Origin of the sequence: Flagellimonas aquimarina (assembly GCF_003149745.1) — a bacterium.
Taxonomy (GTDB): Bacteria; Bacteroidota; Bacteroidia; order Flavobacteriales; family Flavobacteriaceae; genus Flagellimonas; species Flagellimonas aquimarina.
This window is the reverse complement of the sequence record NZ_QGEG01000002.1, coordinates 704,079-728,507: the sequence shown is the minus strand read 5'-3', so window position 1 is coordinate 728,507 and position 24,429 is coordinate 704,079. Positions and strand designations below refer to the sequence as shown.

Genomic DNA, 24,429 nt, shown 5'->3' with positions numbered 1-24,429 from the left:
CGTGTTTAAAAGATTTGATATAAAATCAAAATCATAACTATTCCCACAACCCCTTGAAAAAGTGTTCCCAATGTATGGCCCCGCAATGCAGTTTTTACATTGATATTTGAAAACTGGGATACCACCCAAAAATAGCTGTCATTAATATGTGATACCGTCATTGCACCTGCTCCTATTGCAAGCACTGCAAATGCCTTGTCAGTTATTGAAAAAAGTCCAAACGTTTCCAACAAGGGGGCTATTATTGCTGAAGTGGTAATTATTGCAACCGTAGAAGAGCCTTGAGCCGTTTTTAATACCATGGCTATAGTAAATGAAATTAGAAGACCTCCAATACCAGAGCTAGATTCAAGGTTGATCAATGAAGCAATATCAATGGTTCGTAATATGGCTCCAAAAGCTCCTCCAGCACCAGTTATTAAGACTATCAACCCTGCTTGTTTGAAAGCTTCGGTCACCCATCCTTCTTTTTGCTTGCTAGGTATTTTTCTTCCAAGCATGAATGCAAAAAACACACCTATCATTAATGCAATTATGGGGTTTCCCAAAAAATCAAACAAATGGAATACCGCATTCTTGCCCAAAGGGTAAGTTGGGTAATTAACTATTGATTTCATTGCAATCAAGCAAATGGGCGCCAAAAGCGGCAAAAAAGCTTGGATGGGCTTAATACCGTAATCTTGTTCGTCCACTTCTGGATTGTTTACTTCCTCTTTTACTTCTTCCTTTAAGGATTTTCCAATAAGCCTGGCCCATACATAGCCCGTTAAAGACACAGGGATGGATATTAACAACCCTAAAACCAAAACCATACCCAAGTCTGCTTCCAATATTGCAGCGGCAGCTAAAGGGCCCGGAGTAGGCGGCACAAATACATGTGCGGCATAGAGGCCTGTTGCCAATGATATGGCAAAGACCAAAACCGGTATGCCCGTTTTCTTGCTAATAGCCTTGTTTAAGGAAGAGAGAATAATAAATCCCGAATCACAAAAAACCGGAATGGAAATGATATAACCAGCAAGATTCATTGCCAAGGGTGAGCGTTTTAATCCAACCAGCTTTAGAACTGCATTCGCAAGTACTCTGGTGCTACCTGTCTTTTCAAGATAAATGCCAATTACCGTTCCAAATGCAATTACAAGTCCAATACTTGAAAGGGTTTTTCCAAAACCATCTCCAAATGTTGTCATAATATCTTTTGGGGTGAGCCCAAGCATAAATCCAGTAGCAATCGCTGCAATGGTCAATGAAAAAATAGGGTGCATCTTAAATTTAACAGTAGCTACAATTATGAACAATACAACTACAACAAGCACCAATAATTCCATTCACTATTTTTTAAAATACAGCAATTAAATATACTCTAATATTCCTACTTTAGTATTTTATGAGAACAGATAAAGAACTTTTGGTAAAAGGACTCAAATACGTTGGGTTTACGGTGGGGTTAATGTTCTTGGCGCCTTTTGTCCTCTATCAGGCTTTTAAGAACCAGGAGCATGGCGCCTACATCCCAGTTTTAATTATAGGCTTGGTATTGGCCATAGCGGCAATTGGTTTTGGTTTTTATACCATCAAGACTTTTATGCAAGCACTCTTTGGGAAGAAACCTAAGAACTAATTCTTTTTATTCTGCCCATTCTTCCACTTATTGCTCAGCTGCGCATAGTCATAGTCCAAGACAGATTCTTGCCTTTCCAATTTCTTAGCGGCAAAAGCACGTTGTAGAATATCTTCAATCAAGTAATCCTCATGAATTCTCTCTGGATGAAATTCTTCTTTTATGCTAATTTTAAACGCTTTGGCGGTAGTATTGTACCAAAACGCACGCCAACCGTTTCGCAGTTCTTTTACCAAATTGAAGGCTGTTTTGCCTGTTTGTCGATAAATTAACTTTATTAGTATCTGACCTTCTGTGCGGGTCAGTTTTTTTAATTTATCAGAAAACTCGCCCTCAATATACTTCTGGACCTTTTTAGTGTATTTTTTTTTATGTCTTTTCTTCTTGATTTTTGCCAAGCTATCGTTCAATTCCACCAATCTTTCAGCAGCAAGTTTAGCATACGGGTATACTTTCAAAGTTTTTCGTCGAAGAATGTAATATCTCAACTTTTCTTTGCGATCAGCAAATTCCAATCTACCAAAAATGAAAACCTCATCAAGCTCAATGGAACTATGGAGGATAGAATCACCTTCAAACCTAACATAGTAGTCAGCAACTGAATCTTTTACGGCTTCTTGGGAAAAGCCAAAACCAAAGACCAGTAAAAAAACAATAACCAAGTTGTAACGAAACATTCGAACGATTTAGCAAAAGTCCTTTCAAAATTAAGGATAAACCTAGGATTTGGCTATTAAATAAAAGTGAATATTGTTATGTTTGTGAACTAAAATATATACATGGCAGCTTCAAAAATCATTACGGCTAAGTCTCTTAAATTCTTTGAAAAATATCTAAATAATGCTTCTCCAACAGGTTACGAATGGGAAGGGCAAAAGATTTGGATGGACTATTTAAGGCCTTATGTGAATGATTTTATTACGGACACTTACGGAACAGCTGTTGGGGTAATAAATCCTGATGCCAAGTTTAAAGTTGTTATTGAAGGACATTCCGATGAAATTTCTTGGTACGTAAATTACATTACGGACAATGGCTTGCTATATGTTATTAGAAATGGAGGAAGCGATCATCAAATAGCCCCTTCCAAATGGGTGAATATTCATACTAAGAAAGGTATTGTAAAAGGTGTTTTTGGTTGGCCTGCCATCCATACAAGAAATAGAGCCAAAGAAGAACCTCCAAAACTAGATAACATTTTTATTGATATAGGTGCCAAAGACAAGGAAGAGGTTGAAAAAATGGGGGTACATGTTGGTTGTGTAATAACCTATCCAGATGAATTTCAGGTGTTGAACAAAAACAAATTTGTTTGCAGGGCCATTGATAATCGTGCTGGAGGTTTTATGATTGCTGAAGTAGCTCGCTTGTTACATGAAAACAAAAACAAATTGCCTTTTGGGCTATACATAACTAATTCAGTGCAAGAAGAAATAGGGTTGCGCGGTGCAGAAATGATTACCCAGACCATAAAACCAAACATTGCCATTGTCACAGATGTTTGCCATGACACCACCACTCCAATGATTGATAAAAAGAAGGAGGGTGAGACCGCTATGGGTTCTGGCCCTGTAATCTCTTATGCTCCTGCGGTACAGAATAAACTAAGAGAGCGTATTATTGAGACTGCAGAAGCTAAAAAGATACCTTTTCAAAGGCTAGCGTCTTCTCGCTACACGGGAACCGATACGGATGCTTTTGCCTATAGCAATGGCGGTGTAGCTTCGGCTTTAATTTCTCTTCCGCTTAGATATATGCATACAACTGTTGAAACTGTGCACAAAGACGATGTTGAAAATGTGATCAGGCTGATATATGAAACGCTTTTGACCATAAAAGAAGGGGAAACGTTCAGTTATTTTGATTAGACAGCAGCTATCCAGCTTGCAGAGACATCCTAATCTTTTTTAAGGTTCTAACTTCTTTTAGCTGCTCTTAATTGTGCTCGATGTGATATAGCAAATCTTAAGAATTATGGATGAACTTGTAGACATTCTGGACGAAAGTGGAGCCCATACCGGTAAATCCTGCCTAAAGTCTGAAGCACACTTAAAAGGTCTGTTCCATCCTACGGCACATATCTGGTTTTACACTTCGGATGGAAAAATCCTATTCCAAAAACGAGGAAAGGACAAAAAAACATTTCCATTGCTTTGGGATGTTTCCGTTGCGGGTCATATTGGGGCTGGAGAAGATATAATCGAAGCTGCAATACGAGAGATTGAAGAAGAAATAAACCTACAAATCTCACTTTCAGATTTGGACAAAATTGGAGTTTTTAAATCCATTCAGAAACATTCAGAAACCTTACTGGACAAAGAATTTCACCATACCTTTTTGTGCAAACTAAAAGTTCCTCTATCTGCACTGAGCAAACAAGAAAGTGAGGTTGAGGATTTGGCCTTGTTTCAACTCGTTGATTTTAAATCAAAATTAAATAGTGGGGAGCTTGAAGGTTTTGTCCCTCACCTTCCATCCTACTACCATAAAATTATAACTGAACTAGAGCTAAGAACTTAGTTTTTCAATAAAGGAACCAAGGTTATCCATTGAGAAGGTTTCTTGAGCTCCCGTGGTCATGTTTTTTACCACAAACTGCGCATTTGAAAGTTCTTGCTCCCCAATCAAAATCACATAGGGTACCTTACGGTTGTTGGCATACTTCATCTGTTTTTGCATTTTGGTAGAAGTTGGATATACCTCTGCCTTGACCCCATTTTCTCTTAGTTTGCCTACAAGTTTTAAGGAAGCTAGACTCTCTTTTTCCCCAAAATTAATGCATAGTACATCAATAGACTGATCCAAACGCTCAGGGAAAAGTCCCAATTCTTCCAAAACCAAGTAAATCCTATCCAAGCCAAAAGAGATGCCAATTCCACTTACATCTTTTAAACCAAAAATACCAGTAAGATCATCGTAACGGCCACCGCCGCCAATAGAGCCCATTTGTACTCCTTCTGGTGCACTCACTTCAAAAATTGCTCCTGTATAGTAATTTAATCCACGAGCTAGGGTAACATCAATTTTCAAACTTGCGGTCTTTAGACCAATATCTTCAACGGTATTGATAATTTCCTCTAATTCAGTTACCCCATTCAAACCAATTTCAGATTCCTTCAATAGCGATTTTAGTTGTGTCAACTGCTCCAAACCTGAACCTGACATATCAAATAAAGGGGCTGCTTTTGTTATTGCTGCCTCTGAAATTCCTTTGGCCTTCATTTCTTCTTTCACCTTCTCTTCCCCTATCTTATCCAACTTGTCGAGCGCCACGGTAAAGTCGACCAACAGATGCTTTGCCCCTATAACTTCGGCAATTCCTGATAATATTTTTCTGTTGTTAAGTTTGATGGTGGTTCCTTTTAATTTTAAATCAGTAAAAACCGCATCATACAATTGCATCAATTCCACCTCTTGCAATAGGGAGTTTGCCCCTACCACATCCGCATCGCATTGGTAGAACTCTCTAAACCTTCCTTTTTGAGGGCGGTCCGCACGCCAAACCGGTTGAATCTGATAGCGCTTAAAAGGGAAATCAATTTCATTCTGGTGCATTACAACATAACGAGCAAAAGGGACCGTAAGGTCATAGCGCAAAGCCTTCTCAGAAATTTTAGGTATTAAAGAACTGGACTTTTTTGAACTATATGTGACATCATCAACCTTTGAAATAAAGTCCCCAGAGTTCAAAATCTTAAAAATTAAACGATCGCCCTCATCCCCGTATTTGCCCATCAAGGTTTCTGAATTTTCAAAAGATGGGGTCTCTATAGGTTGAAAGCCATATACCTCAAAGTGTTTTTTAATGGTTTGTATGATGTAATTGCGTCTTGCGACCTCTGTTGGTGAAAAATCCCGTGTTCCTTTGGGTATGGATGGTTTTTGTGGCATGTATTGTAATTCTCGTGCAAATATAATTATTTGTCAGACCTGCTGTTCGATATCTTCTGACCAATAACCGTATGAAGGTTATTCTACAAATTCATCAAACCACTTGTACAAATCTCCTTTAGTGATAACTGCCCCTTGTTGGATCAAATCAAACTTATCCTTGTTTTTATCTTCAGAATATGCTTTAGAAGCCGTTAAATATTCAACAAAATCAGATTGAAAGTTTCGTTTAAACCAACCAAATCCTTCTTGGGTGCGCAAATCTATTTTTGGGTTCATCACTTTTACCGATAACAATTTCATCTCTTTTTCGGTAAGATGAAACAGGTGCATGTGCAATTCGGAAACATTTTCCAAATACTCTACCTTGGACAGTACACCTTCCCAAATTAAATCACTAAAAACATCCAACTCATCTTCTGCAACTTCTGGCTTTTCCTTTTTTAAAGCCGTCCACTCTTCTGCAGTGATGGATTGTGTTGCCAAAAAATTTATAAATTCTGGATGCAACTCTTCCAGTTGCTGTTGTGTCAATCTTGCATATTTCATTTCGCAAAAATAAAAAAGGCCACGCTTTCACGTGGCCTTAATAGTATAAATTATTTCTTTTTAATTGAAGATATACCTTACTCCAACTTGAGCCCTCCATCTAGAGATTTCAGCTGTGTTAGCAGCAAAAGTGCTCGTTAAATTAGGGTCAAAAGTATATGTGGGTGTATTGGTGGCATCAACGGAAACTCCCAATAACTGATTAAAGGTTGGGATTTCCACAACGCCCCAATTGGAATTTATAAGGTTGCCCAAATTCAAAATATCTAAACTCAATTGGAATTTGTTTTTATCAGTCAACTTAATGTCTTGCAAAATCTTAACATCCCAAGTACTTCTCCAAGGCGCTAGAGCCGCATAACGCTCTGCATATTCCCCCCGGTTATCACTTAAATAGTCATCTTGCTGTATAAATGCCTCAAAAGCCTGAGCTTGTCCTGCCTCACTAAAATTCATCTGGCTAATTTCTGAAGCTGTTGGAATGTAAAGTAAATCATTCTGGAACCCATCTCCGTTTCCTGCGATGTCATCTCCATTTATATTTCCTCCATACACATAATTGTAACGACCTCCTTTTGCATATTCAAAAAAGGTAGATATTGTTGTACCTGTTTTAAATGACTTGGAAATAACCCCAATGAACCTGTGTTTGTCTCCATATCTAGCATTGGACAGGACCGCCGTATTGGAATTACCCACAATAGCGTTCCCATTGTAGGCATCACTGGTGATTTCCGCGTCTATTGAATTTACACTTTTGGCATCCAAAAAGCTATAGCCCAATTGTGCATATAAGCCATCGTCCCAAGTTTTTTGAACCTTTCCTGCAACATTCCAGATGCGTCCGTTCTCATCTGAATTTGTAAATACATACGCCGAGTTGGGCGATTTGTCGGCATCTGTATAAAATGCTCTTTGATCAAAAGGAGTATTCAGTGTGCTAGACGGCGCCGCCAATCCCCAGTTTTGAACATGTATTCCGTTAATATCCTTAGTATAGGAAACGTCCAGTGTGGCTACTAAGCCATTCTCAAAACGCTTGTCTGCACCAATATTGGTTCTCCATACCTGCGGAAACTTAAAGTCTGGGTCTACAACAGTATAGAAAAAGAAATTTGGGTTTGCCACTTGGTTTCCTAACCAAACAAATGGGAAACGACCTGTAAACACTCCTGAGCCGCCTCTAACTTGCAAGGAAGCATCGCCATTAACATCCCAATTAAACCCAACTCTAGGAGAAATTAACCAATCATTTGAAGGAAGCTGTGTAGAGTCAAAAAAAGTAGTTTCCCCATTTGATGGGTCCGTGTATTCAATACTTGGGTTATAACAGCAATTACGATCTATAACTTCTTGCGCTTTTTCTGACGTGTCAAAAAACAACGGCTTGTCAAAACGCAATCCGTATGTCAATTTAAAATTGTCCGTAATATCCCATTGATCTTGAGCATAAAATGAAAGCTGACCTACATTGGTCTCTGCCAATGCCCAACCACCCGCTACACCTGGACCTGCAGCATTAAATGCCGCATTTGCAGCAATAGCTGAATCAAATGCTGCCTGTAATTGTCCAGAACTTGCAAAATTTGGAAAATCTGAAATAGTTGTTGTTGGAAAAAATACGCCTTGCGCTCCAAAAACACCCAAGTTAAAAGAGTTGTCAAACTGGAATTTCTCAAAAGAAAAACCTACTGTATAGGTATGGTCCCCTTTAAAGAAATTTAAATTGTCCGTGACCTGAAAAACCTTTTGATCCAGTTTGTTATTGATAGAAAAAGGCTCATGTCCTGCTATGATATAACTAGAAGTTCCGGCAGCATCAAGGATTGTTAGACTCGGTGCTGGAGTAGAAAACGGATTTCTAAAATCATCAAAATGTGTATATCCTATTTGTAACTTGTTTGTGGCATTATTAGACAGGGTTGAGTTTAATTCAATTTGAACGGACTGAATTCTATTGTTGATTTCATAACCTGCGTTTTCGAACTGCAAGGTTGCCAAATCTGGTCCTCTAAACTGAATGGCATTCCTATTTGCCGGTTTTCCTTTTGAGGCATCCAAAAAGTTATAGATAATTGCCAAACGGTTGTTATCATTAATATTCCAATCCAGTTTTAAAATACCTTTTGTAGATTCTTGGTCAAAATTGAATCCTGTAATTCTTCCCGGGTCGTAGAAAATATCATTTCCAGTTCCATCTTGGCCAATTACAACCTGTCTTAGCAGTCCATCAACCAAATCAAAATCTGACTGTGTCACTCTTGATTCATTGGCTGCTCCCGTACCTGTGTTGGGTACAAAACCATCTGTTCCTAAAGAGGTAAGGTCATCTTTTTCAAAATTCACAAAAAAGAAAAGTTTGTTTTTAATTATTGGGCCGCCAATACTAAATCCATACTGTTTTTGTTCCAATCCGGTTTTGAACACATCATCACCATTTATTTTACCACCTGTTAAATCATCATTTCTAAAGAAACCGTAAGCAGTTCCATAAAACTCATTGGTTCCGCTCTTGGTAACTGCATTTACAGAAGCTCCTGTAAATCCAGATTGCGTTACATCATAAGGAGCTGTACTTACTTGGATTTGATCAATTGCATCAATAGAAATAGGAGTGGCATTGGTCTGTCCTCCTGGTTGAGCGGCATCCAACCCAAAAGGGTTGTTGAAGATGGCCCCATCCAATGAAAAGTTATTGAATTGATCATTTCTACCTCCAAAGGACCCTCCGCTTGCGGTTGGTTCCAATCTGGTAAAATCATTTGTAGACCTAGAAATTGTTGGCAATCTTGTTAATTCCCTCCTACCTACACTAGTTTCTGCACCAGTCCTATCACTACCAAAAGTTCCTGTTTGGTCAGATACCACTATGACCTCATCTAAAGCCTGACTATCTGAGACCAACGCGGTGTTATAGTTAAATGTCTTACCTAATGAAAGAAATACATCATTTCTAACGCTGCTCTTGAATCCAACATATGAGATGGTCACCTCATATGGTCCTCCAACCCTAAGGTTAAGAAGGTTAAACCTTCCTTCTTCGTTGGTAATGGCTCCGTAACGTGTTCCTGTTGGTGTGTGGACCGCTACTATGTTCGCTCCTAAAAGTGGAACTTGTTGATCATCAACAACAGTTCCCCTGATGTTTGATGTAGTGACTTGCGCAAAAGCTGAAGTGAATACCATAAAAAGCAGTATTCCAAGAGGTAAAATTTTCTTCATAATGAGTGAGTTAGTTTTTTGAGTGTCTACAAACATAGAACAAAAAAAAGAGCTATGCACGCATAGCTCTTAACAAGTTATTAACCAAAACTTAGCAGTTACTTAGCTTCGGCGATTACTTCAAAAGGAAAATCAACAATCACTTCTCTGTGAAGTCTGATTTGAGCATCATATGGCCCAACTCTCTTTACTGTTCCTCCTTGGATGTTTATAAACTTTCTGTCTATTTGATAACCTGCCTTATCTAATGCAGCAGCCAAATCAATATTATTTACAGAACCGAACAATTTATCACCAGCACCTACTTTTGCAGGAATTCTGATTTCCAATTGTTTTAGAGCTTCTGCCTTCTTATTGGCTTCATCAATTACTTTCTTTTCTTTGTGTGCTCTCTGCTTAAGGTTTTCTGCTAAAACCTTTTTTGCAGAAGGCGTGGCCAAAGCAGCCATGCCTTTGGGAATAAGATAGTTTCTTCCGTAACCGTTTTTTACCGTTACGACGTCGTCTTTAAAACCCAAATCCTGTATATCTTCTTTTAGAATAAGTTCCATTCTTCAGTATTTTTTATTTCAACATATCGCCAACATACGGCATTAAAGCTAAATGGCGTGCACGCTTAACAGCTTGTGCCACCTTTCTTTGGTACTTTAAAGATGTACCTGTAAGTCTTCTAGGAAGTAATTTACCTTGCTCGTTCACCAATTTCATTAAAAAGTCTGGATCTTTATAATCGATATATTTTATACCTGATTTTTTAAACCTACAATACTTCTTTTGTTTATTGGTCTCAATGTTCAATGGGGTCAAATACCTGATTTCCCCATCTTTTTTTGATTTTGCTTGTTGTTCTATAGATGCCATACCCTATGCCTTTGCTTTTAATTTGGTTCTTCTTCTCTCTGCCCAAGAAATAGCGTGCTTGTCCAACTTTACAGTTAGAAAACGCATGATGCGCTCATCTCTTCTAAATTCTAGCTCGTAAGGAGAAATTACTTCACCGGGAACGGTGAATTCAAATAAGTGGTAAAAACCACTTTTCTTGTGTTGAATGGGATAGGCTAATTTTTTTAGTCCCCAGTTTTCTTTGGAGACCATTTTGCCACCATTCTTAATTAAGAAATCTTCAAATTTCTTAACTGTTTCCTCTATCTGTGTTTCAGACAGAACGGGATTTAAAATGAAAACAGTTTCGTAATGGTTCATATATTATGTTTTTAAAGGAGCGCAAAATTAGTAATAATTACTTCTTCCCGCAAGAAAAGCTTAAAATCTTCGTTTAAACATTAATAGTTATTAACATAAATGAACCAAGCAAACCTACATAACGTATATGGTAATATACACAACAAAATTGACCATGTTTACATCTTTTGTTGCCGTTAAACGCCTTTTTTATGTAATTTGCCGATGATTTAAAACCCTACAAATCACCCCATTCTATGAAATTAAAAAGTATAATTGTAGACGACTCCTCAATGCAACGGATGGCTGTTGCCAAATTAGTCAACAATCACCCACATCTTGCCCTTGTAGCCGAGTATAGTAATGCTATAGAAGCTAAAAACGGACTCAAGAACCACGACATTGACTTAATCTTCCTTGATGTTGAAATGCCAATCATCAGTGGTTTTGACCTTTTAGAGGCCCTGGAGAACCCTCCACAAGTTATTTTAATCACCGGAAAGCCAGATTATGCATTAAAGGCTTTTGATTATGATGTAACGGATTACCTTCATAAACCTATTACATTGGCACGATTTGAGTCTTCTGTAAAAAGAGCGGTGGCCAAGTATGAACAAATGAACAGGGTTGACGAAGATGAAGAACATATTTTTGTAAAAAGTAACCTTAAAAAACGTAAGGTTATCTTAAACGACATTAAATGGATCGAAGCTTTGGGAGATTATATCAAATTGGTTACAGATGAAGCCAATATTGTAATTCTTTCCACAATGAAATCTTTTGAGCAGCAATTGCCTGCAGAAAAGTTTCTTAGAATCCATAAATCATACATTGTGAATCTGGAAAAGATTGAAAAATTCAACAGTAAGAATGTTGAAGTTGGGGGTAGACAGATTCCTTTAAGTAGAAATAAAAAGACGGAGTTGGCGGAAGCGCTTGCTAACGTATAATTATATGTGGTCCACGTTGTAGACCAGTCTTACACTTTTATACTTTGAAATAGCATTAAAAGATTTTTCAATTCTTTTAATGCTATTTTTTGTTTGTGAAATTGATTGGGTCCTGGATGTTTTAATAAGAATGTTTTTTAAATAGTCTCTACGTATTCTAGCCACAGGCGGATATTCTGGTCCTAAAATCTGTTGTCCCAATACATTCTGTAACGAACTAGCAAACCATTGTGAGGCTTCGTTCAATTTGTTGTAGTCCTTATCTTTGAGTGTTAGTTTAATAATTCTAACTAAAGGCGGATACTTGAATTGTTCTCTTTCATAATACTGTTCCTCAAACATTTTGTCATAGTCATTTGTGGTAACCTGTTGTAGTATCTGGTGGTACGGATTATAGGTCTGTATCAATACTTTTCCCCTTTTTTTTGTTCTTCCTGCCCTGCCCGCGACTTGGGTTAACATTTGAAAACTTCTTTCATGGGCACGATAATCGGGAAAATTAAGTAGTGAATCCGCATTCATGATGCCTACCAAACTTACATTTCTAAAATCCAGCCCCTTTGTAACCATCTGTGTGCCCACAAGAATATCCATTTCTTGCTGTTCAAAAGCTGTGATTATTTTTTCATAAGCGTATTTTCCGCGAGTAGTATCCAAATCCATCCTGCCCACATTTGCTTCTGGAAAAAGCTCCTTCAATTCTTCTTGAATTTGTTCTGTACCAAAACCCTTTTTATCCAACGTGGGGCTTCCACATGCCAGACAGCCTTGTTGCAAAGCCATATGATACCCACAGTAATGACATCGCAATTGATTTTTATATTGATGATATGTAAGACTAACATCACAATTGGGGCATTGTGTAACATTGCCACAAGTGGTGCATTCAATAATTGGTGCAAAACCTCTCCTGTTCTGAAACAGGATTACTTGTTCACCTTCTTCCAAAGCCTCTGCAACAGCGTTGAATAAAGTTTCAGAAAAACGTCCTTTCATGCGTTTTTTTCGAGTTGCTTCCTTAATATCAACCAATGTAATATCTGGCATTAAAACATCCCCGTACCTGTTTTGAATACTTGCATATCCGTATTTTTTCTTTTTTGCATTGTTCATGCTTTCAATACTTGGGGTTGCAGACCCTAAAACACAATGGGCTTTATGAAAAGATGCTAGGACAATTGCGGCATCACGGGCATGGTACCTAGGAGCTGGGTCAAATTGTTTAAAAGAATTTTCATGTTCTTCATCAACAACCACTAACCCTAAGTTGGAGAATGGCAAAAACAAGGATGACCTTGCTCCTATTACAATTTGTGCCTTATCAGAGTTGTCCTTTACATTGTTCCAAACTTCCACTCGCTCATGAATGCTGTACTTTGAATGGTACACCGCAACTTTGTTTCCAAAATAAGACCGTAGTCTGCCTATTAGTTGAGAAGTCAAGGCAATTTCTGGCAATAAATACAAAGCTTGTTTTCCTTGCTCCAACGACTGTTCTATCAATTTGATATAAACCTCAGTCTTTCCTGAAGAGGTAACACCATGCAACAGGGCAACTTTGCTTTTGGTAAAACTTTCCGTTATATCATCAAAAGCTTTTGCCTGATATGGGTTCAATGAAATAGTTTCTTCGGGCTTAAGTTCTTCGTCAAATTTAACTCTATCTGTTCTAATGTGATATTCTTCAAGAATCGATTTATCTATAAGTGCCTTAATGACAGCTCTGGAACTTCCGCTTTCTTTTTCCAAATCAGCAATGGGTATTGGCTTCTTACTTTTTGCCTGTAACTGAAAAAGAGACAGTACCACTTGGCTTTGCTTTGGAGCTCTGGACAAAGCATGCAACAATTCTTCAAGTTTTGTTTCGTCATGGAATTCCTCTCCAAGCTTTACATACCTGACCAATTTAGGAATATATTGCTCGTAAAGCTCTTCTTTTTGCAAAACCACCCCTTTTTGAACTAACCTGTTTACAAGGGGCAATACATTCTTTTTATCGACTATACCGCTTATCTCTCCAATTTTTAAAACAGTTTGATGCTGTAATGCTTCATAAACCAAAAATTCATCATCTTTTAGGTCCAACTCATCTACCAAAGCATTTTTATTTAGCAGCACCAAAGTCTCGCTTTCCAACAAAAAAGCACTTGGAAGAGCACTGCGCACCACTTCTCCCAAGGTACACATGTAATATTGGGCAATCCATTCCCAATGTTTCAATTGAAACTTGTTGACCAAAGGCCCTTCATCTAAAATTTGATAGATTTCCTTGGCCTCATAGGCTAATGGAGCATTGCTATGAACATTATAAGCTAGGGCAGTATATATTTTTGATTTTCCAAAGGGTACTGCGACTCGCATCCCTGCATCCAAAAAATCCGCTTCTTGTTTAGAAATTCTGTAAGTGAAAAGTCTTTCTAAAGGTATGGGCAGGACAACATCTAAAAAATAGGGCATACTATTTATCTTCTATTCTTCCACTAGTCTATGCCAGGTTTGGGTTCTATATAAAAACGCTAGGTACCCACGGACCTTAAGTCTATTAGTATTCTTGGGATCCAACCAAACCCTGCCTCTAAATGTCATTGCCTGCTCGGGGTCAAAAAGTTTGTTCCCCTTATATTCTCCCTTGTTATTTCTTTTAAAATCAAACATGATTTTCATTCCATTGACCGGCTTATCTTTCAACTCCCCTTTACATTTAATGCAACGTGCATTTTCCTTTCCTTTTTCTACCACTTTAAGAACTTTTGCTTGCAATAGCCCATTTTCCTCATATACCTCAACAATTGCCTTAGTTATTCCATTACGGTCATCTATGGTCTTCCATTTCCCAAATACAGTTTGAGACCATGAGATTTGAACTATCAGCAAACAAATAAGTGCTGCACATTTATTCAGTCTTAAACTGCTTTTCATGTTTTTTCTTTAAAGAATTAAGTGTTGCGTTCAGCTCAAAACCAAGCAACAGAATATTGGAATTTAACCAAATAAACACCATTAGAATCAATAGTCCTCCCAAAGCCCCATAAAATTCGTTGTATCTGGCAAACTTTTCCACATACACCCCAAAAAGATACGATGTAAGTACAAATAACAAAGTGGTCATAAGCGCTCCTGCTGAAAAGAATTTAGCTTTTCTGCCTTCTGCCGTACCAAAATAATACAGTATCGCCGTTGTAAGATAGGAAAGCAACATGAAGAACAAAACTTTGGTCACTTGAATTCCTATGGTATCGCTTTTTTCAATATCATATCCCAGTTTTTTTCCTAAATACTCACTAGTATACTCCACAATGTAAAACTCAAAATACACGAACATTACTGCCCCTAAGATCAACAAAATGGATAAAATCAACCCAACCATAAAAGCATAGATATATTGTCTGAAAAAGTTTCTGGTCAGCTCTACATGATATGAATTTTCAAAACCTCCAAAAATTGCATTTACCCCATTGGCTACCAAGAAAATTGAAATCACAAAGGTGGAAGATAAAAGTCCTCCTCGCTTTTGGTCTTTTATCTGTTGATAAATATCACCAAAGTAATCACTTGTTGCCGATGGTAAGAACGATTCTAAAAACAATAAAAACTGGGCATCAAAATTTTCATTTCCTACACTTGCGTAGGGAATAATAAAAGGTAAAAGTGTAACCAAGAATATAAGCAACGGAAAGAGCGCCATAAAAAGGCTGAATGCTATAGAACTTGCCCTTGAGGATAATGTACCCCTTACAATCCCCAAAATGTACATTTCCATTAAATCATAAAATGAAAGCCCTTCAAATGCCTTTAGTTTTATTTTTTTCAATATCCGAACCAGCCAATTGATAATCGGAATCTTTTCTAACCGTTCTTCTATGGCTGTTGACATTAAACTGCTTTTAGGCTTAGATCCATATTATGGACAGAGTGTGTTAGCGCTCCTGAAGAAATATAATCCACACCACATTCAGCATAATGTCTTATTGTATTTTCATTTATTCCTCCCGAGGATTCTGTAAGACATCGCTCTCCTATTAGTGCAACCGCTTTTTTGGTGTCCTCATAATTAAAATTGTCCAATAGAATTCTATAAACCCCTCCGGATTGTAATATTTCTTCAACTTCTTCCAAATTTCTTGCTTCCACAATAATTTTAAGGTTCTTGCCAGTTTTAATCAAATATTGCCTTGTCTTTTCAATGGCCTGTGTAATTCCTCCAGCAAAATCTATATGGTTGTCTTTAAGCATGATCATATCATACAGAGCAAACCTATGGTTCTCCCCTCCTCCAATCTTAACGGCCCATTTTTCCAGGGCCCTAATCCCGGGAGTTGTTTTTCTAGTATCTAAAATTTTGGTATCTGTTCCGTCTAAAAGCTGAACATAGCTTTTTGTTTTTGTAGCAATTGCGCTCATACGCTGCATGGCATTGAGCACTAGTCTTTCCGCTTTGAGGATACTCTGGGAACTCCCAGAAACATAAAACACAATATCCCCATATGCTACGGAAGCACCATCTTCGACAAGCACTTCGATCTTTAGATTGGGGTCTACATGATCAAACACTTGTTTAGCAAAATCTATACCTGCAATAACGCCTTCATCTTTGACCAATAACTTTGCTTTTCCAGTGGTTTCCGGTGGAATACATGCCAAAGAACTATGATCGCCATCCCCAACGTCTTCACGAATGGCATTTGCTATGATAAGGGCTATTTCTTTTTGGAATTGATCCTGGGTAATCATTATTGCTGGGGTTTTAACGAAAATAATAAAAACATTACTCCTGACTATTGTCCGTTGCCATTGTTTGGTTTGAAAAAATTATTTTTGATCATGCAAATTACGTTAATTGCCATTGGCAAAACAGATAGTTCAGAACTTTCCAAACTTATAGCTATTTATGAAAAACGGCTAAAACATTATATAAAATTTCAGTTTCTCATCATTCCAGATATCAAAAACAGTAAAAACCTTTCTGAGGCCGTACAAAAGGAAAAAGAAGGAGAGTTAATTCTAAGCCACATACAAACTGCGGATGTACTGATTACTTTAGATGAAAAAGGAAAACAATTTACATCGATTGATTTTTCTCAGTTCCTTCAAAAGAAAATGAACAGTGGAATAAAAAACCTTGTATTGGTCATTGGCGGGCCCTATGGTTTTAGTGATGCCATATACAAAAGGAGCAATGAAAAAATAAGTTTGTCCAAGATGACATTTTCACATCAAATGGTGCGCTTGTTTTTGATCGAGCAGTTGTACAGGGGCTTTACTATTTTACGGAATGAGCCTTATCATCATCAATAAGTGCTTTCTCTGTGCCCATTAGCTTATACTTTTCCAGAAAATCTTCCACTTTACGGATTACCAACTGATGTGGCTTAGGATCCTCTATGGTTTCTTCCAGTGATTTAACCATATTCTGGGAAACCTTTTTTAAATGATTTAGTTCCTCTTCAATAAATCCAAAAATTTCTTTTTGCCTTTCGAGGTTTTTCTCCATTTTTAAAACATATTGCAGGTCAGCAATATTTCTCATGTGAGAATTAAAAACATGGGATTGATGCCAAGCTATCTCTGAAAGTTTTTTCTTTTGATCAACTATTCTGTTAATGATTGGGTTTACTATGAAAAATATTTCAAACAGTATGATAACAATAGAAAAAATGGCCAGTTCCAGTTCTATTATCATCATGGTATGAATGTCTTTTTCTGCTTTTTTCTGAAACTGATTCACAATGCCCTCCATTATAAACAAAAACCGATCTACGCGATATCTGACATCTGTAAAGGAAAGGTTTTTAAAATTCTGAAAATCTTTCAATTCACTATTTAACCATTCCAAGTGGGGTTCCAACCTCCTAAACTCTCTAAGAATTACCTCGTCATCTAACGGTTCCAATTTTAAACCCACATTTCCTTGTTGCAGAAATCCGTTCATTTGATACAACTTGGTCATAGTGAGTTTCATTTCTGCATAGTCGCAGTTGTGGTACCTGCAAGAGTACAGCTCATGAAGTAATCGCTGGCTGAGCATTCGCTGTCTTCCTGCCAGATTTACGATCAGAGCAGTGGACCGCTGCTTTTTTAATGAATATTGGGTCATGGATTGGATAATAATTGTCAATGAAACAATTGAAATCACAAGTAAATAGTACGCCTGAAATCCCTTTTTAAACAGTTTGATTTTCCCAATATTCATTCAGGTAAGTTTTATATAAGAATTTACCTACAATGTATGTCGAAAATTTAGCTGTGTCGCAAAAATGTTGTGAAACAGAAGTTTCAGAATGTGAACAACCATATTATGGCTGTACCAAAATACCTAGTACAATACTCTAAACTTTATGGTGTTTTCCACATTCTTGAGCGCCTTTACAACTTCCTTGTTGTACTCTTTGTCTAAATCTGTAATTACATATCCTACTTTGTCATCTGTGGATAGGTATTGTCCCGTAATATTCATTTCGTATTTGGCTAAAACCTCACTTATTTTTGCCATTATTCCTGGAACATTTTTATGAATATGCAGAAAACGGTGCGCATTGGTATGTTTAGGTAATCTAATGTTAGGGAAATTCACAGCGTCTACAGTGTTTCCAGAATTAATGTATGCCATAATCTTATTAGGAACAAAATCCGCAATATTTCTTTGTGCTTCCTCCGTGCTACCGCCAACATGAGGTGTAAGAATTACGTTAGGAAGTCCTTGGAGTGCGGTTTCAAAATTTCCATTGCTTCTAGGCTCTTCAGGGTAAACATCTACAGCTGCTCCTCCTAATTTCCCACTTTTCAGTGCATTGGCAAGCGCATCAATATCAACCACAAACCCTCTGGACAGATTAATCAACATAGCTCCGTCTTTCATCTGGTTGATCTCCCTTTCTCCTATGAATCCCTTGTTCGCCTTGTTATCATCAATGTGCAAGGTTACCACATCAGAAATAGAAAGCAAATCCTCCAGAGTGTCACATTTGATAACATTTCCCAATGGCAGTTTATCGGCTACATCATAATAATAAACACGCATGCCTATAGCCTCGGCCAAAACGGACATTTGCTTCCCTATGTTCCCATAACCTACAATTCCTAAGTTTTTACCTCTAACTTCTCTTGAATTTGCCGCTGTTTTATTCCAGGTGCCATTATGGATTTCTGAACTCCTTGTAAAAACATTGCGCATTAACATGATAATGTGGCCAATAGCCAACTCCACAACAGAGCGCGTATTGCTATAGGGCGCATTAAAAACAACAACTCCTTTTTTCTTGCTGTACTCCAGATCTATTTGGGTAGTGCCTATACAAAAAGCGCCAATTACGAGTAACTTATTTGCTGCATCCAACACCTTTTGGGTCACTTGGGTCTTGGAACGGATTCCCAATACATGAACTCCTTTAATTTTTTCAATAAGTTCATCTTCAGGTAAACTATGTTTTACCAACTCCACGGAAAAACCATCTTCTGATAAGTTTTCAAATGCATCTGGGTGGACATTTTCCAACAACAAAATCTTAATCCTGTTTTTGGGATACGATATATTTCTGGGCAGATTGTTCACGTAGAGAAACTCATCCAAATTTGGGGTTACATGGTCTGCATTGTTTGCAGCTTTTTCCCTATGTACATTTTCGGTATAGGCAAAAAACTTATCGGCAATGCCGGCTTCCCGCATTACATAATCACTATAGCCATCTCCTATTACCTGAACCTCTCCATCTAAATCCAAATTTTTAAGGCATTCTATCTTGCCATTGTGCGATGCGAGTACGTTTGCCTCGTCAAAACCCACTATATTTCCTTCCTCATCAAACTTAAAGGTATTTGCATATACTCTTTCTGATGGAATGTTATATTCTTGAACAATTGGGTCGATAAATTCCTTGAAACCACAGGATATTACATAAATATCATCAGAGAATTTCTCAAAAAATTCCTTGTTTGATGCAATGGATTTAGAGATTTTCTGTCTTAGTTCACTTACCAATCCTTCCAAATCATTTTTGTGCGCTTTTAACAGCTGTATTCTGCGTTCTAAGGACTCTGTAAATGAAATATCGCCGTCAATTCCCAAGTTGGTAATATCCTGGATTTCTTGAATAACTTCATCCTTATTGGATTTTCCCTGTAAGGTCATTTCTGCCAAAACATCCAACGCCTCTACCCTAGTAAGGGTGCTATCAAAATCAAAAACATACTTGCGTCCCACTTCTACCATGAATTTCGTCGAAAATTTAAGATTTAAAAATAAGCATTAATTCTATCCCTGAAATTGGATACCTTAAAAAACAGTTTATTAATATGGATATATCAAAAATCATCTATAAAATGTTTCAAAATGCTGATTTTTAATCAAAAAACTGAATTATTTTGGTTGAAAAAAGTTGTGTTTTGTATGCGCCATTATGATCACCGGGCACAATTTCTAACTGGCTATTTGGAATCTCATTCTTCAGTTTGGAGGGATTTCCGTTGTCTAAATCTTGCTCTCCTGCTATAACCAAAACTGTTGCGGAAATCTCTTTTAACTGCGCTAAGCTAGTTACCGGCTGATATTTTTGAAGTAGGTGAAGAATTTTATGGTTTGCGCCTATAGAAGTTGCGTAATCCACTGCCCCTTGGGTTTCTTCAGTTGTTTTGCCATCAAAAGCATTCATAAAAAGAATTCTTCTATCCCATGTTGGATTGGTAAAATCAATACCCATTCCTCCTAAAACCGCTTTTTTTATACGGTTTTCTTTTACTAACAATTTAGAGAGAACAATACTTCCTCTTGAATAAGCCACAGCATTCAATTCGTTTAACCCTAAATGGTTAATTAGATATTTCAAATCTTTAACTTCTGCATCATTTTTATATGCTTCAGGGTTTTCAGGTCGATCAGATTCTCCGTTTCCCCTTAAATCTGGGACTATTACTCTATAACCAGATTCTAAAAGCTGCTGTTTTAAAATCGATTTTTGCCACATTGTGCCGTTAGAGATGAAGCCGTGTATCAACATTATTGGATTACCTTCACCTTCATCAGAATAGGCAATCTGGGTTCCATCAAAAGAAGAAAAGAACTGCGTTTGGGCATTCAATCCAAATCCCAAGAATAAAACACTCAAATAGAAATTCTTTTTAAGTGCATTTAACTTTAAAACCATCTCCTAGTAGCTTTACAATACACAATGTATTTTTTGTCAAAAAGTTTGGTCAGCGCTTTTTCCTCATTTTCTATTTGAAAATAGTTCATAAAATACACGAAACCCGCCGCCACAAGTGTGTTGAATGCGTTACCCAGTTTTAATCCAAAAGCAAGCAATATTAACAGCATACCTAAATACATTGGATTCCTGGTGTATTTAAAAATACCAGTTGTGACCAGGTTACTCGTTTTTGTCAAATTAATAGGGTTTGTTGTCGTTTTGGCCCTCAAAAATTGAAAAATTGCCCACGCCATAATTATAAAAGCCAAAACAACAAGAAAAGTTGCCAGCGCTATACGTCCAAAAAAATCAAAGCTTCCAAAGGGCAAAAATCGATTCAAAACATACATAAAGCATGCAAAGATCAACATGACCAAAGGTGGTGGTATTCTCAATTTCATTTTATGTCAACTAGAACATCGAAATTACTATTTTTAGCCCTGTATTAAATCATGCCATACCTTGAAAATTGTTTTTGCCACACATAACCAGCATAAATTAATGGAAGTCAAAGCGCTCTTGCCATCTGAAATCCAACTGCTTTCTTTAGATTACATAGGTTGTTTTGATGAAATTCCCGAAACTGGAAAAACATTGGAAGAAAATGCCAAAATAAAGGCCGATTACGTAACAGACACATATGGTTTTGACTGTTTTTCGGATGATACTGGTTTGCTTATTGATGCGCTGCATGGTGCCCCAGGAGTTTATTCTGCCCGTTATGCTGGGGAGCAAAAGAACTCAAAAGATAATATGATCAAAGTATTGTCTGAATTAAAGGAAAACACAAATCGGAAGTCGCACTTTAAAACAGTGATCCATCTAAATCTTAAAAACGAAAGCTACTCTTTTGAAGGAGTTGTGGAAGGGCACATCACAGAAAAGGAATTTGGTCCTGAGGGTTTTGGCTATGATCCTATTTTTAAACCTAAAGGGTATGACAAAACTTTTGGCGAAATGTCTGCAGAGATTAAAAATACCATAAGCCATAGAGGTCTTGCAATCCAAAAATTAGTTGCTTTCTTCAAAAACAGGGCTTTATAGTTACCACTTTAACAAATTGATGTACCTTTGCGCCTTTATTAACGCCGCCGGTATGGGCATGGTGTTGTGAGGGGCTCGGATAGGTAGTACAAAATCGCTCTATACAACACAACATATTTGCGATTTAAGGTATATACCACAATGACAAAATTTGAAACCCTGGGGTTGGACAAACCCCTATTGGATGCTATTTCCGACCTAGGATTTGAGACTCCATCAGAAGTACAAGAAAAAGCAATCCCAATTTTATTGGAACAAGAGACCGATTTGGTCGCTCTGGCTCAAACAGGAACAGGTAAAACTGCTGCTTTTGGCTTTCCAATGATTCAAAAAATACAATCTGACAGTAGGACAACTCAAGGACTTATCCTTTCCCCTACCCGTGAGCTTTGTTTACAAATCACCAATGAGCTTAAACTCTATTCGAAATATGTTAAAGGCTTAAACACTGTAGCTATATATGGTGGTGCCAGTATTTCGGATCAGGCAAGACAAATTAAGAGAGGAGCACAAATTGTTGTGGCCACTCCCGGTAGAATGAAAGACATGATCGGCAGAGGTATGGTTGATATCTCAAAAATCGACTACTGTGTGCTTGATGAAGCAGACGAAATGCTGAACATGGGCTTCTTTGAAGATATTAAGGACATTTTATCCAACACTCCAAAAGAAAAATTCACCTGGTTGTTTTCTGCAACAATGCCCAGAGAAGTTTCCACTATTGCTAAAAAGTTCATGCACAAACCTCAAGAAATTACTATTGGGGCCAAAAATGCAGGAACTTCAACCGTACAGCATGAGTACTATGTAGTTGGTGGACGTGATCGTTATTCTGCACTTAAGCGTCTTGCAGATGCCAATCCTGGTATTTTCTCTGTAATATTTTGTAGAACAAAAAGAGACACGCAAAAAGTTGCCGAGAAACTTATTGAAGACGGATACAATGCAGGGGCACTGCATGGGGATTTAAGTCAAAACCAACGGGATTTGGTCATGAATTCCTTTAGAAAAAAACAGGTTCAGATGCTTGTTGCCACAGATGTTGCAGCAAGGGGGATTGATGTAGATGACATTACGCATGTTATTAATTACCAGCTTCCAGATGAAATAGAAACGTATACCCACCGTAGTGGCCGTACAGGGCGTGCTGGAAAGTCTGGGATTTCTATGGTTATCGTAACCCGTTCTGAGTTACGAAAAATCAAATCCATTGAAAGCAAAATCCAACAAGCTTTTCTTTCTAAGAAAATTCCAACGGGTATTGAAATTTGCGAAATACAACTATATCATTTAGCAAGTAAAATCAAAGAAACTGAGATAAACCCGGAGATAGACAATTATCTGCCAGCCATAAACGATGTTTTGGAAGGTGTTGATAGAGATGAATTGCTCAAAAAAATTATTTCAGTAGAATTTACGCGCTTTTATAACTATTACAGTAAAACCAGAGATTTGAACTCGTCTGAAGATGGAAGAGATCGCGGAGATAGAAAAGAACGTTCTAAAGGCGATATACCATCCAATGGCTCCGTACGCTACTTCATTAACGTAGGAGAGCGTGATGGTTATGACTGGATGTCCTTAAAAGACTTTTTACGTGATACACTTAATCTTGAAAAGGAAGACGTTTTTAACGTGGATACAAAAGACAGCTTCTCCTTTTTTAATACCGATGCACAAGTAACAGATCATGTGCTTCAGACTTTTACAGAGTTTAAAGTAGATGGCCGTTTTATCAATGTTGAAGTGTCTAAAAATCCTGGAGGTTCTGGAAGAAGTGGTGGCAAAAAAAGGGATAGAAAGAGAGGACATAGAAAAGGTGGGGATAATAAATCCTTTAGAGGGGGAAGAAAAAACAACTCTGGGAAAAAAGGAGGAAAGAAAAGACCGGGCTTTTATTAGTTAATTCTATATTAAATGATGGTGGACACCTATTTATTTTTCTTTGTTTAGTACTTTTATGACTACAAAGATTGCATGAGAAGAGTTCTACTTACATTTTTTTCCTTCATTTCATTTTTTTGTTTTGCTCAAAATGAGGATGACACAATAGTTGAAGGTGAACTAAACGCTACGGTGATTAATGCACAAACAAGCTTTCCAATGGTAAGCGTGCATGTTGTTAACCTCAATAAAGTAGTGGGTACAATCACCGATCAAAAAGGAAAGTTTACAATTCCGGCCGCTGTTAACGATACTTTGTACCTATCCTTTTTAGGTTTTAAATCACAAAAAGTTAGGGTCACCAATGATATGTTCAAGTTTGAAGGGACAGAAATATCCTTGACCGAACTTGCTTATGCTTTGGAAGAAGTTATTGTAAGGCCTTACCAGTTGACTGGTTATCTAGAAATTGACGTAAAAAACCTTCCGGTTAACAACGCCTATCAATATAGTATTTCTGGCCTTCAAAAGAGTTACGAGGGAGGCAGTAAAAGCCCAAGCGCGGTAACCAAAGTTCTAGGGGCCATTTTAAATCCTGCTGACCTTTTACGAAATCTTTTTGGCAAAAAACCAAAACAAATGCGCAAGTTAAGGCAGATGAAGGAGGACGATGATATCCGGAATTTATTGGCTTCTAAATTTGATAGAGAAACACTAACAGAATTGCTCCAGCTTGAAAAAGTTGACATTGAAGATATCTTAAACAACTGTAGCTACTCCAAATCCTTTATTAATACGGCAAACGATCTACAAATTTTAGATGCCATCTCCAGTTGTTATGAAGAATACAAAGTATTGAATAGAAGATAAATACTTACCATTTCCATCTTTCAAAATTGCTTACAGA

Annotated in this window: 24 protein-coding genes; 8 read left to right on the top strand and 16 right to left on the bottom strand. The window is 37.5% G+C overall.

Features of this window, described 5'->3' with window-relative positions; translation table 11 throughout:
* Positions 1–5: 5 nt before the first annotated feature.
* Positions 6–1,328: a GntP family permease gene (locus DKG77_RS10100; RefSeq protein WP_109662655.1), complete on the bottom strand. Its 1,323-nt coding sequence runs from the start codon at positions 1,326–1,328 to the stop codon at positions 6–8.
* 59 nt (positions 1,329–1,387) lie between these two features.
* Here DKG77_RS10100 and DKG77_RS10095 point away from each other — a divergent pair, with 59 nt between their 5' ends.
* Positions 1,388–1,621, top strand: a complete 234-nt coding sequence (locus DKG77_RS10095; RefSeq protein ID WP_109662653.1) for a DUF6095 family protein — start codon at positions 1,388–1,390, stop codon at positions 1,619–1,621.
* Here DKG77_RS10095 and DKG77_RS10090 read toward each other — a convergent pair.
* Positions 1,618–2,298 carry a DUF4294 domain-containing protein gene (locus DKG77_RS10090; protein ID WP_109662651.1) on the bottom strand — a complete coding sequence of 227 codons (681 nt, stop codon included), beginning with the start codon at positions 2,296–2,298 and terminating at the stop codon, positions 1,618–1,620. The two genes, DKG77_RS10095 and DKG77_RS10090, sit on opposite strands and share 4 nt — an antisense overlap.
* 102 nt (positions 2,299–2,400) lie before the next feature.
* Between DKG77_RS10090 and DKG77_RS10085 the strand changes: the two genes are divergently transcribed.
* Complete coding sequence (locus DKG77_RS10085; protein WP_109662650.1) at positions 2,401–3,489, top strand: M42 family metallopeptidase; 1,089 nt, start codon at positions 2,401–2,403, stop codon at positions 3,487–3,489.
* Positions 3,490–3,595: 106 nt separating this feature from the next.
* Entirely contained in the window at positions 3,596–4,141 is a 546-nt protein-coding gene (locus tag DKG77_RS10080; RefSeq protein WP_109662648.1) for an NUDIX hydrolase, read from the top strand.
* On the opposite strand, the gene hisS is transcribed toward DKG77_RS10080, so the two are convergent.
* The 6 genes from hisS to rpsF all read right to left on the bottom strand — a co-directional run bounded on the left by hisS (position 4,130) and on the right by rpsF (position 10,486).
* On the bottom strand, positions 4,130–5,512 hold the full coding sequence (gene hisS, locus DKG77_RS10075) for a histidine--tRNA ligase (protein WP_109662647.1): 1,383 nt from the start codon (positions 5,510–5,512) through the stop codon (positions 4,130–4,132). The two genes, DKG77_RS10080 and hisS, sit on opposite strands and share 12 nt — an antisense overlap.
* Before the next feature lie 78 nt (positions 5,513–5,590).
* The gene (locus DKG77_RS10070; RefSeq protein ID WP_109662645.1) at positions 5,591–6,061 is read right to left on the bottom strand and encodes a DUF6495 family protein; all 471 of its coding nucleotides are present in this window, start codon (positions 6,059–6,061) and stop codon (positions 5,591–5,593) included.
* Between the two features lie 60 nt (positions 6,062–6,121).
* Complete coding sequence (locus tag DKG77_RS10065; RefSeq protein WP_109663728.1) at positions 6,122–9,283, bottom strand: TonB-dependent receptor; 3,162 nt, start codon at positions 9,281–9,283, stop codon at positions 6,122–6,124.
* 98 nt (positions 9,284–9,381) lie between these two features.
* Entirely contained in the window at positions 9,382–9,834 is a 453-nt protein-coding gene (gene rplI / locus DKG77_RS10060) for a 50S ribosomal protein L9 (protein ID WP_109662644.1), read from the bottom strand.
* A gap of 13 nt (positions 9,835–9,847) precedes the next feature.
* On the bottom strand, positions 9,848–10,144 hold the full coding sequence (gene rpsR / locus DKG77_RS10055; RefSeq protein WP_055392375.1) for a 30S ribosomal protein S18: 297 nt from the start codon (positions 10,142–10,144) through the stop codon (positions 9,848–9,850).
* Between the two features lie 3 nt (positions 10,145–10,147).
* Positions 10,148–10,486: a 30S ribosomal protein S6 gene (gene rpsF, locus DKG77_RS10050; protein ID WP_055392374.1), complete on the bottom strand. Its 339-nt coding sequence runs from the start codon at positions 10,484–10,486 to the stop codon at positions 10,148–10,150.
* Between the two features lie 236 nt (positions 10,487–10,722).
* Here rpsF and DKG77_RS10045 point away from each other — a divergent pair, with 236 nt between their 5' ends.
* The gene (locus DKG77_RS10045) at positions 10,723–11,415 is read left to right on the top strand and encodes a LytR/AlgR family response regulator transcription factor (protein ID WP_109662642.1); all 693 of its coding nucleotides are present in this window, start codon (positions 10,723–10,725) and stop codon (positions 11,413–11,415) included.
* On the opposite strand, the gene priA is transcribed toward DKG77_RS10045, so the two are convergent.
* Genes priA through nadC form a run of 4 tightly spaced genes read right to left on the bottom strand, consistent with a single transcriptional unit; the run spans position 11,416 to position 16,146 of the window.
* Positions 11,416–13,872: a replication restart helicase PriA gene (priA, locus tag DKG77_RS10040; protein WP_109662641.1), complete on the bottom strand. Its 2,457-nt coding sequence runs from the start codon at positions 13,870–13,872 to the stop codon at positions 11,416–11,418.
* Positions 13,873–13,884: 12 nt separating this feature from the next.
* Positions 13,885–14,334 (bottom strand): DUF2147 domain-containing protein, encoded by a 450-nt coding sequence (locus DKG77_RS10035; RefSeq protein WP_109662639.1) that lies wholly within the window; start codon positions 14,332–14,334, stop codon positions 13,885–13,887.
* Positions 14,309–15,289 (bottom strand): YihY/virulence factor BrkB family protein, encoded by a 981-nt coding sequence (locus DKG77_RS10030; protein WP_109662638.1) that lies wholly within the window; start codon positions 15,287–15,289, stop codon positions 14,309–14,311. The genes DKG77_RS10035 and DKG77_RS10030 overlap by 26 nt, the downstream gene beginning before the upstream one ends.
* Positions 15,289–16,146, bottom strand: a complete 858-nt coding sequence (nadC, locus tag DKG77_RS10025; protein WP_109662636.1) for a carboxylating nicotinate-nucleotide diphosphorylase — start codon at positions 16,144–16,146, stop codon at positions 15,289–15,291. The genes DKG77_RS10030 and nadC overlap by 1 nt, the downstream gene beginning before the upstream one ends.
* A 90-nt stretch (positions 16,147–16,236) precedes the next feature.
* Between nadC and rlmH the strand changes: the two genes are divergently transcribed.
* Positions 16,237–16,710, top strand: a complete 474-nt coding sequence (gene rlmH / locus DKG77_RS10020) for a 23S rRNA (pseudouridine(1915)-N(3))-methyltransferase RlmH (protein ID WP_109663726.1) — start codon at positions 16,237–16,239, stop codon at positions 16,708–16,710.
* Here the strand turns inward: rlmH and DKG77_RS10015 are convergent.
* From DKG77_RS10015 to DKG77_RS10000, 4 genes are all read right to left on the bottom strand, one after another.
* Complete coding sequence (locus DKG77_RS10015) at positions 16,676–17,605, bottom strand: type IV pili methyl-accepting chemotaxis transducer N-terminal domain-containing protein (protein WP_109662634.1); 930 nt, start codon at positions 17,603–17,605, stop codon at positions 16,676–16,678. The genes rlmH and DKG77_RS10015 overlap by 35 nt on opposite strands.
* A 123-nt stretch (positions 17,606–17,728) precedes the next feature.
* Positions 17,729–19,621, bottom strand: coding sequence for a phosphoglycerate dehydrogenase (gene serA / locus DKG77_RS10010; protein ID WP_109662633.1), 1,893 nt, complete (start codon positions 19,619–19,621; stop codon positions 17,729–17,731).
* 130 nt (positions 19,622–19,751) lie between these two features.
* Entirely contained in the window at positions 19,752–20,552 is an 801-nt protein-coding gene (locus tag DKG77_RS10005) for an alpha/beta fold hydrolase (RefSeq protein WP_109662631.1), read from the bottom strand.
* Positions 20,543–20,995: a methyltransferase family protein gene (locus DKG77_RS10000; protein WP_109662629.1), complete on the bottom strand. Its 453-nt coding sequence runs from the start codon at positions 20,993–20,995 to the stop codon at positions 20,543–20,545. Before DKG77_RS10000 ends, DKG77_RS10005 begins: the two co-directional genes overlap by 10 nt.
* Positions 20,996–21,056: 61 nt before the next feature.
* Between DKG77_RS10000 and DKG77_RS09995 the strand changes: the two genes are divergently transcribed.
* The 3 genes from DKG77_RS09995 to DKG77_RS09985 all read left to right on the top strand — a co-directional run bounded on the left by DKG77_RS09995 (position 21,057) and on the right by DKG77_RS09985 (position 24,392).
* Entirely contained in the window at positions 21,057–21,638 is a 582-nt protein-coding gene (locus tag DKG77_RS09995; protein WP_109662628.1) for a non-canonical purine NTP diphosphatase, read from the top strand.
* A 141-nt stretch (positions 21,639–21,779) separates the two neighbouring features.
* The gene (locus DKG77_RS09990; protein WP_109662626.1) at positions 21,780–23,540 is read left to right on the top strand and encodes a DEAD/DEAH box helicase; all 1,761 of its coding nucleotides are present in this window, start codon (positions 21,780–21,782) and stop codon (positions 23,538–23,540) included.
* A gap of 75 nt (positions 23,541–23,615) precedes the next feature.
* Positions 23,616–24,392, top strand: a complete 777-nt coding sequence (locus DKG77_RS09985) for a carboxypeptidase-like regulatory domain-containing protein (RefSeq protein ID WP_109662625.1) — start codon at positions 23,616–23,618, stop codon at positions 24,390–24,392.
* Positions 24,393–24,429 lie beyond the last annotated feature (37 nt).

Coding starts and splice junctions, on each gene's coding strand:
- DKG77_RS10100 (WP_109662655.1), bottom strand. CDS start 1,328: ATGGAATTATTGGTGCTTGTTGTAGTTGTATTGTTCATAATTGTAGCT.
- DKG77_RS10095 (WP_109662653.1), top strand. CDS start 1,388: ATGAGAACAGATAAAGAACTTTTGGTAAAAGGACTCAAATACGTTGGG.
- DKG77_RS10090 (WP_109662651.1), bottom strand. CDS start 2,298: ATGTTTCGTTACAACTTGGTTATTGTTTTTTTACTGGTCTTTGGTTTT.
- DKG77_RS10085 (WP_109662650.1), top strand. CDS start 2,401: ATGGCAGCTTCAAAAATCATTACGGCTAAGTCTCTTAAATTCTTTGAA.
- DKG77_RS10080 (WP_109662648.1), top strand. CDS start 3,596: ATGGATGAACTTGTAGACATTCTGGACGAAAGTGGAGCCCATACCGGT.
- hisS (WP_109662647.1), bottom strand. CDS start 5,512: ATGCCACAAAAACCATCCATACCCAAAGGAACACGGGATTTTTCACCA.
- DKG77_RS10070 (WP_109662645.1), bottom strand. CDS start 6,061: ATGAAATATGCAAGATTGACACAACAGCAACTGGAAGAGTTGCATCCA.
- DKG77_RS10065 (WP_109663728.1), bottom strand. CDS start 9,283: ATGAAGAAAATTTTACCTCTTGGAATACTGCTTTTTATGGTATTCACT.
- rplI (WP_109662644.1), bottom strand. CDS start 9,834: ATGGAACTTATTCTAAAAGAAGATATACAGGATTTGGGTTTTAAAGAC.
- rpsR (WP_055392375.1), bottom strand. CDS start 10,144: ATGGCATCTATAGAACAACAAGCAAAATCAAAAAAAGATGGGGAAATC.
- rpsF (WP_055392374.1), bottom strand. CDS start 10,486: ATGAACCATTACGAAACTGTTTTCATTTTAAATCCCGTTCTGTCTGAA.
- DKG77_RS10045 (WP_109662642.1), top strand. CDS start 10,723: ATGAAATTAAAAAGTATAATTGTAGACGACTCCTCAATGCAACGGATG.
- priA (WP_109662641.1), bottom strand. CDS start 13,872: ATGCCCTATTTTTTAGATGTTGTCCTGCCCATACCTTTAGAAAGACTT.
- DKG77_RS10035 (WP_109662639.1), bottom strand. CDS start 14,334: ATGAAAAGCAGTTTAAGACTGAATAAATGTGCAGCACTTATTTGTTTG.
- DKG77_RS10030 (WP_109662638.1), bottom strand. CDS start 15,289: ATGTCAACAGCCATAGAAGAACGGTTAGAAAAGATTCCGATTATCAAT.
- nadC (WP_109662636.1), bottom strand. CDS start 16,146: ATGATTACCCAGGATCAATTCCAAAAAGAAATAGCCCTTATCATAGCA.
- rlmH (WP_109663726.1), top strand. CDS start 16,237: ATGCAAATTACGTTAATTGCCATTGGCAAAACAGATAGTTCAGAACTT.
- DKG77_RS10015 (WP_109662634.1), bottom strand. CDS start 17,605: ATGAATATTGGGAAAATCAAACTGTTTAAAAAGGGATTTCAGGCGTAC.
- serA (WP_109662633.1), bottom strand. CDS start 19,621: ATGGTAGAAGTGGGACGCAAGTATGTTTTTGATTTTGATAGCACCCTT.
- DKG77_RS10005 (WP_109662631.1), bottom strand. CDS start 20,552: ATGGTTTTAAAGTTAAATGCACTTAAAAAGAATTTCTATTTGAGTGTT.
- DKG77_RS10000 (WP_109662629.1), bottom strand. CDS start 20,995: ATGAAATTGAGAATACCACCACCTTTGGTCATGTTGATCTTTGCATGC.
- DKG77_RS09990 (WP_109662626.1), top strand. CDS start 21,780: ATGACAAAATTTGAAACCCTGGGGTTGGACAAACCCCTATTGGATGCT.
- DKG77_RS09985 (WP_109662625.1), top strand. CDS start 23,616: ATGAGAAGAGTTCTACTTACATTTTTTTCCTTCATTTCATTTTTTTGT.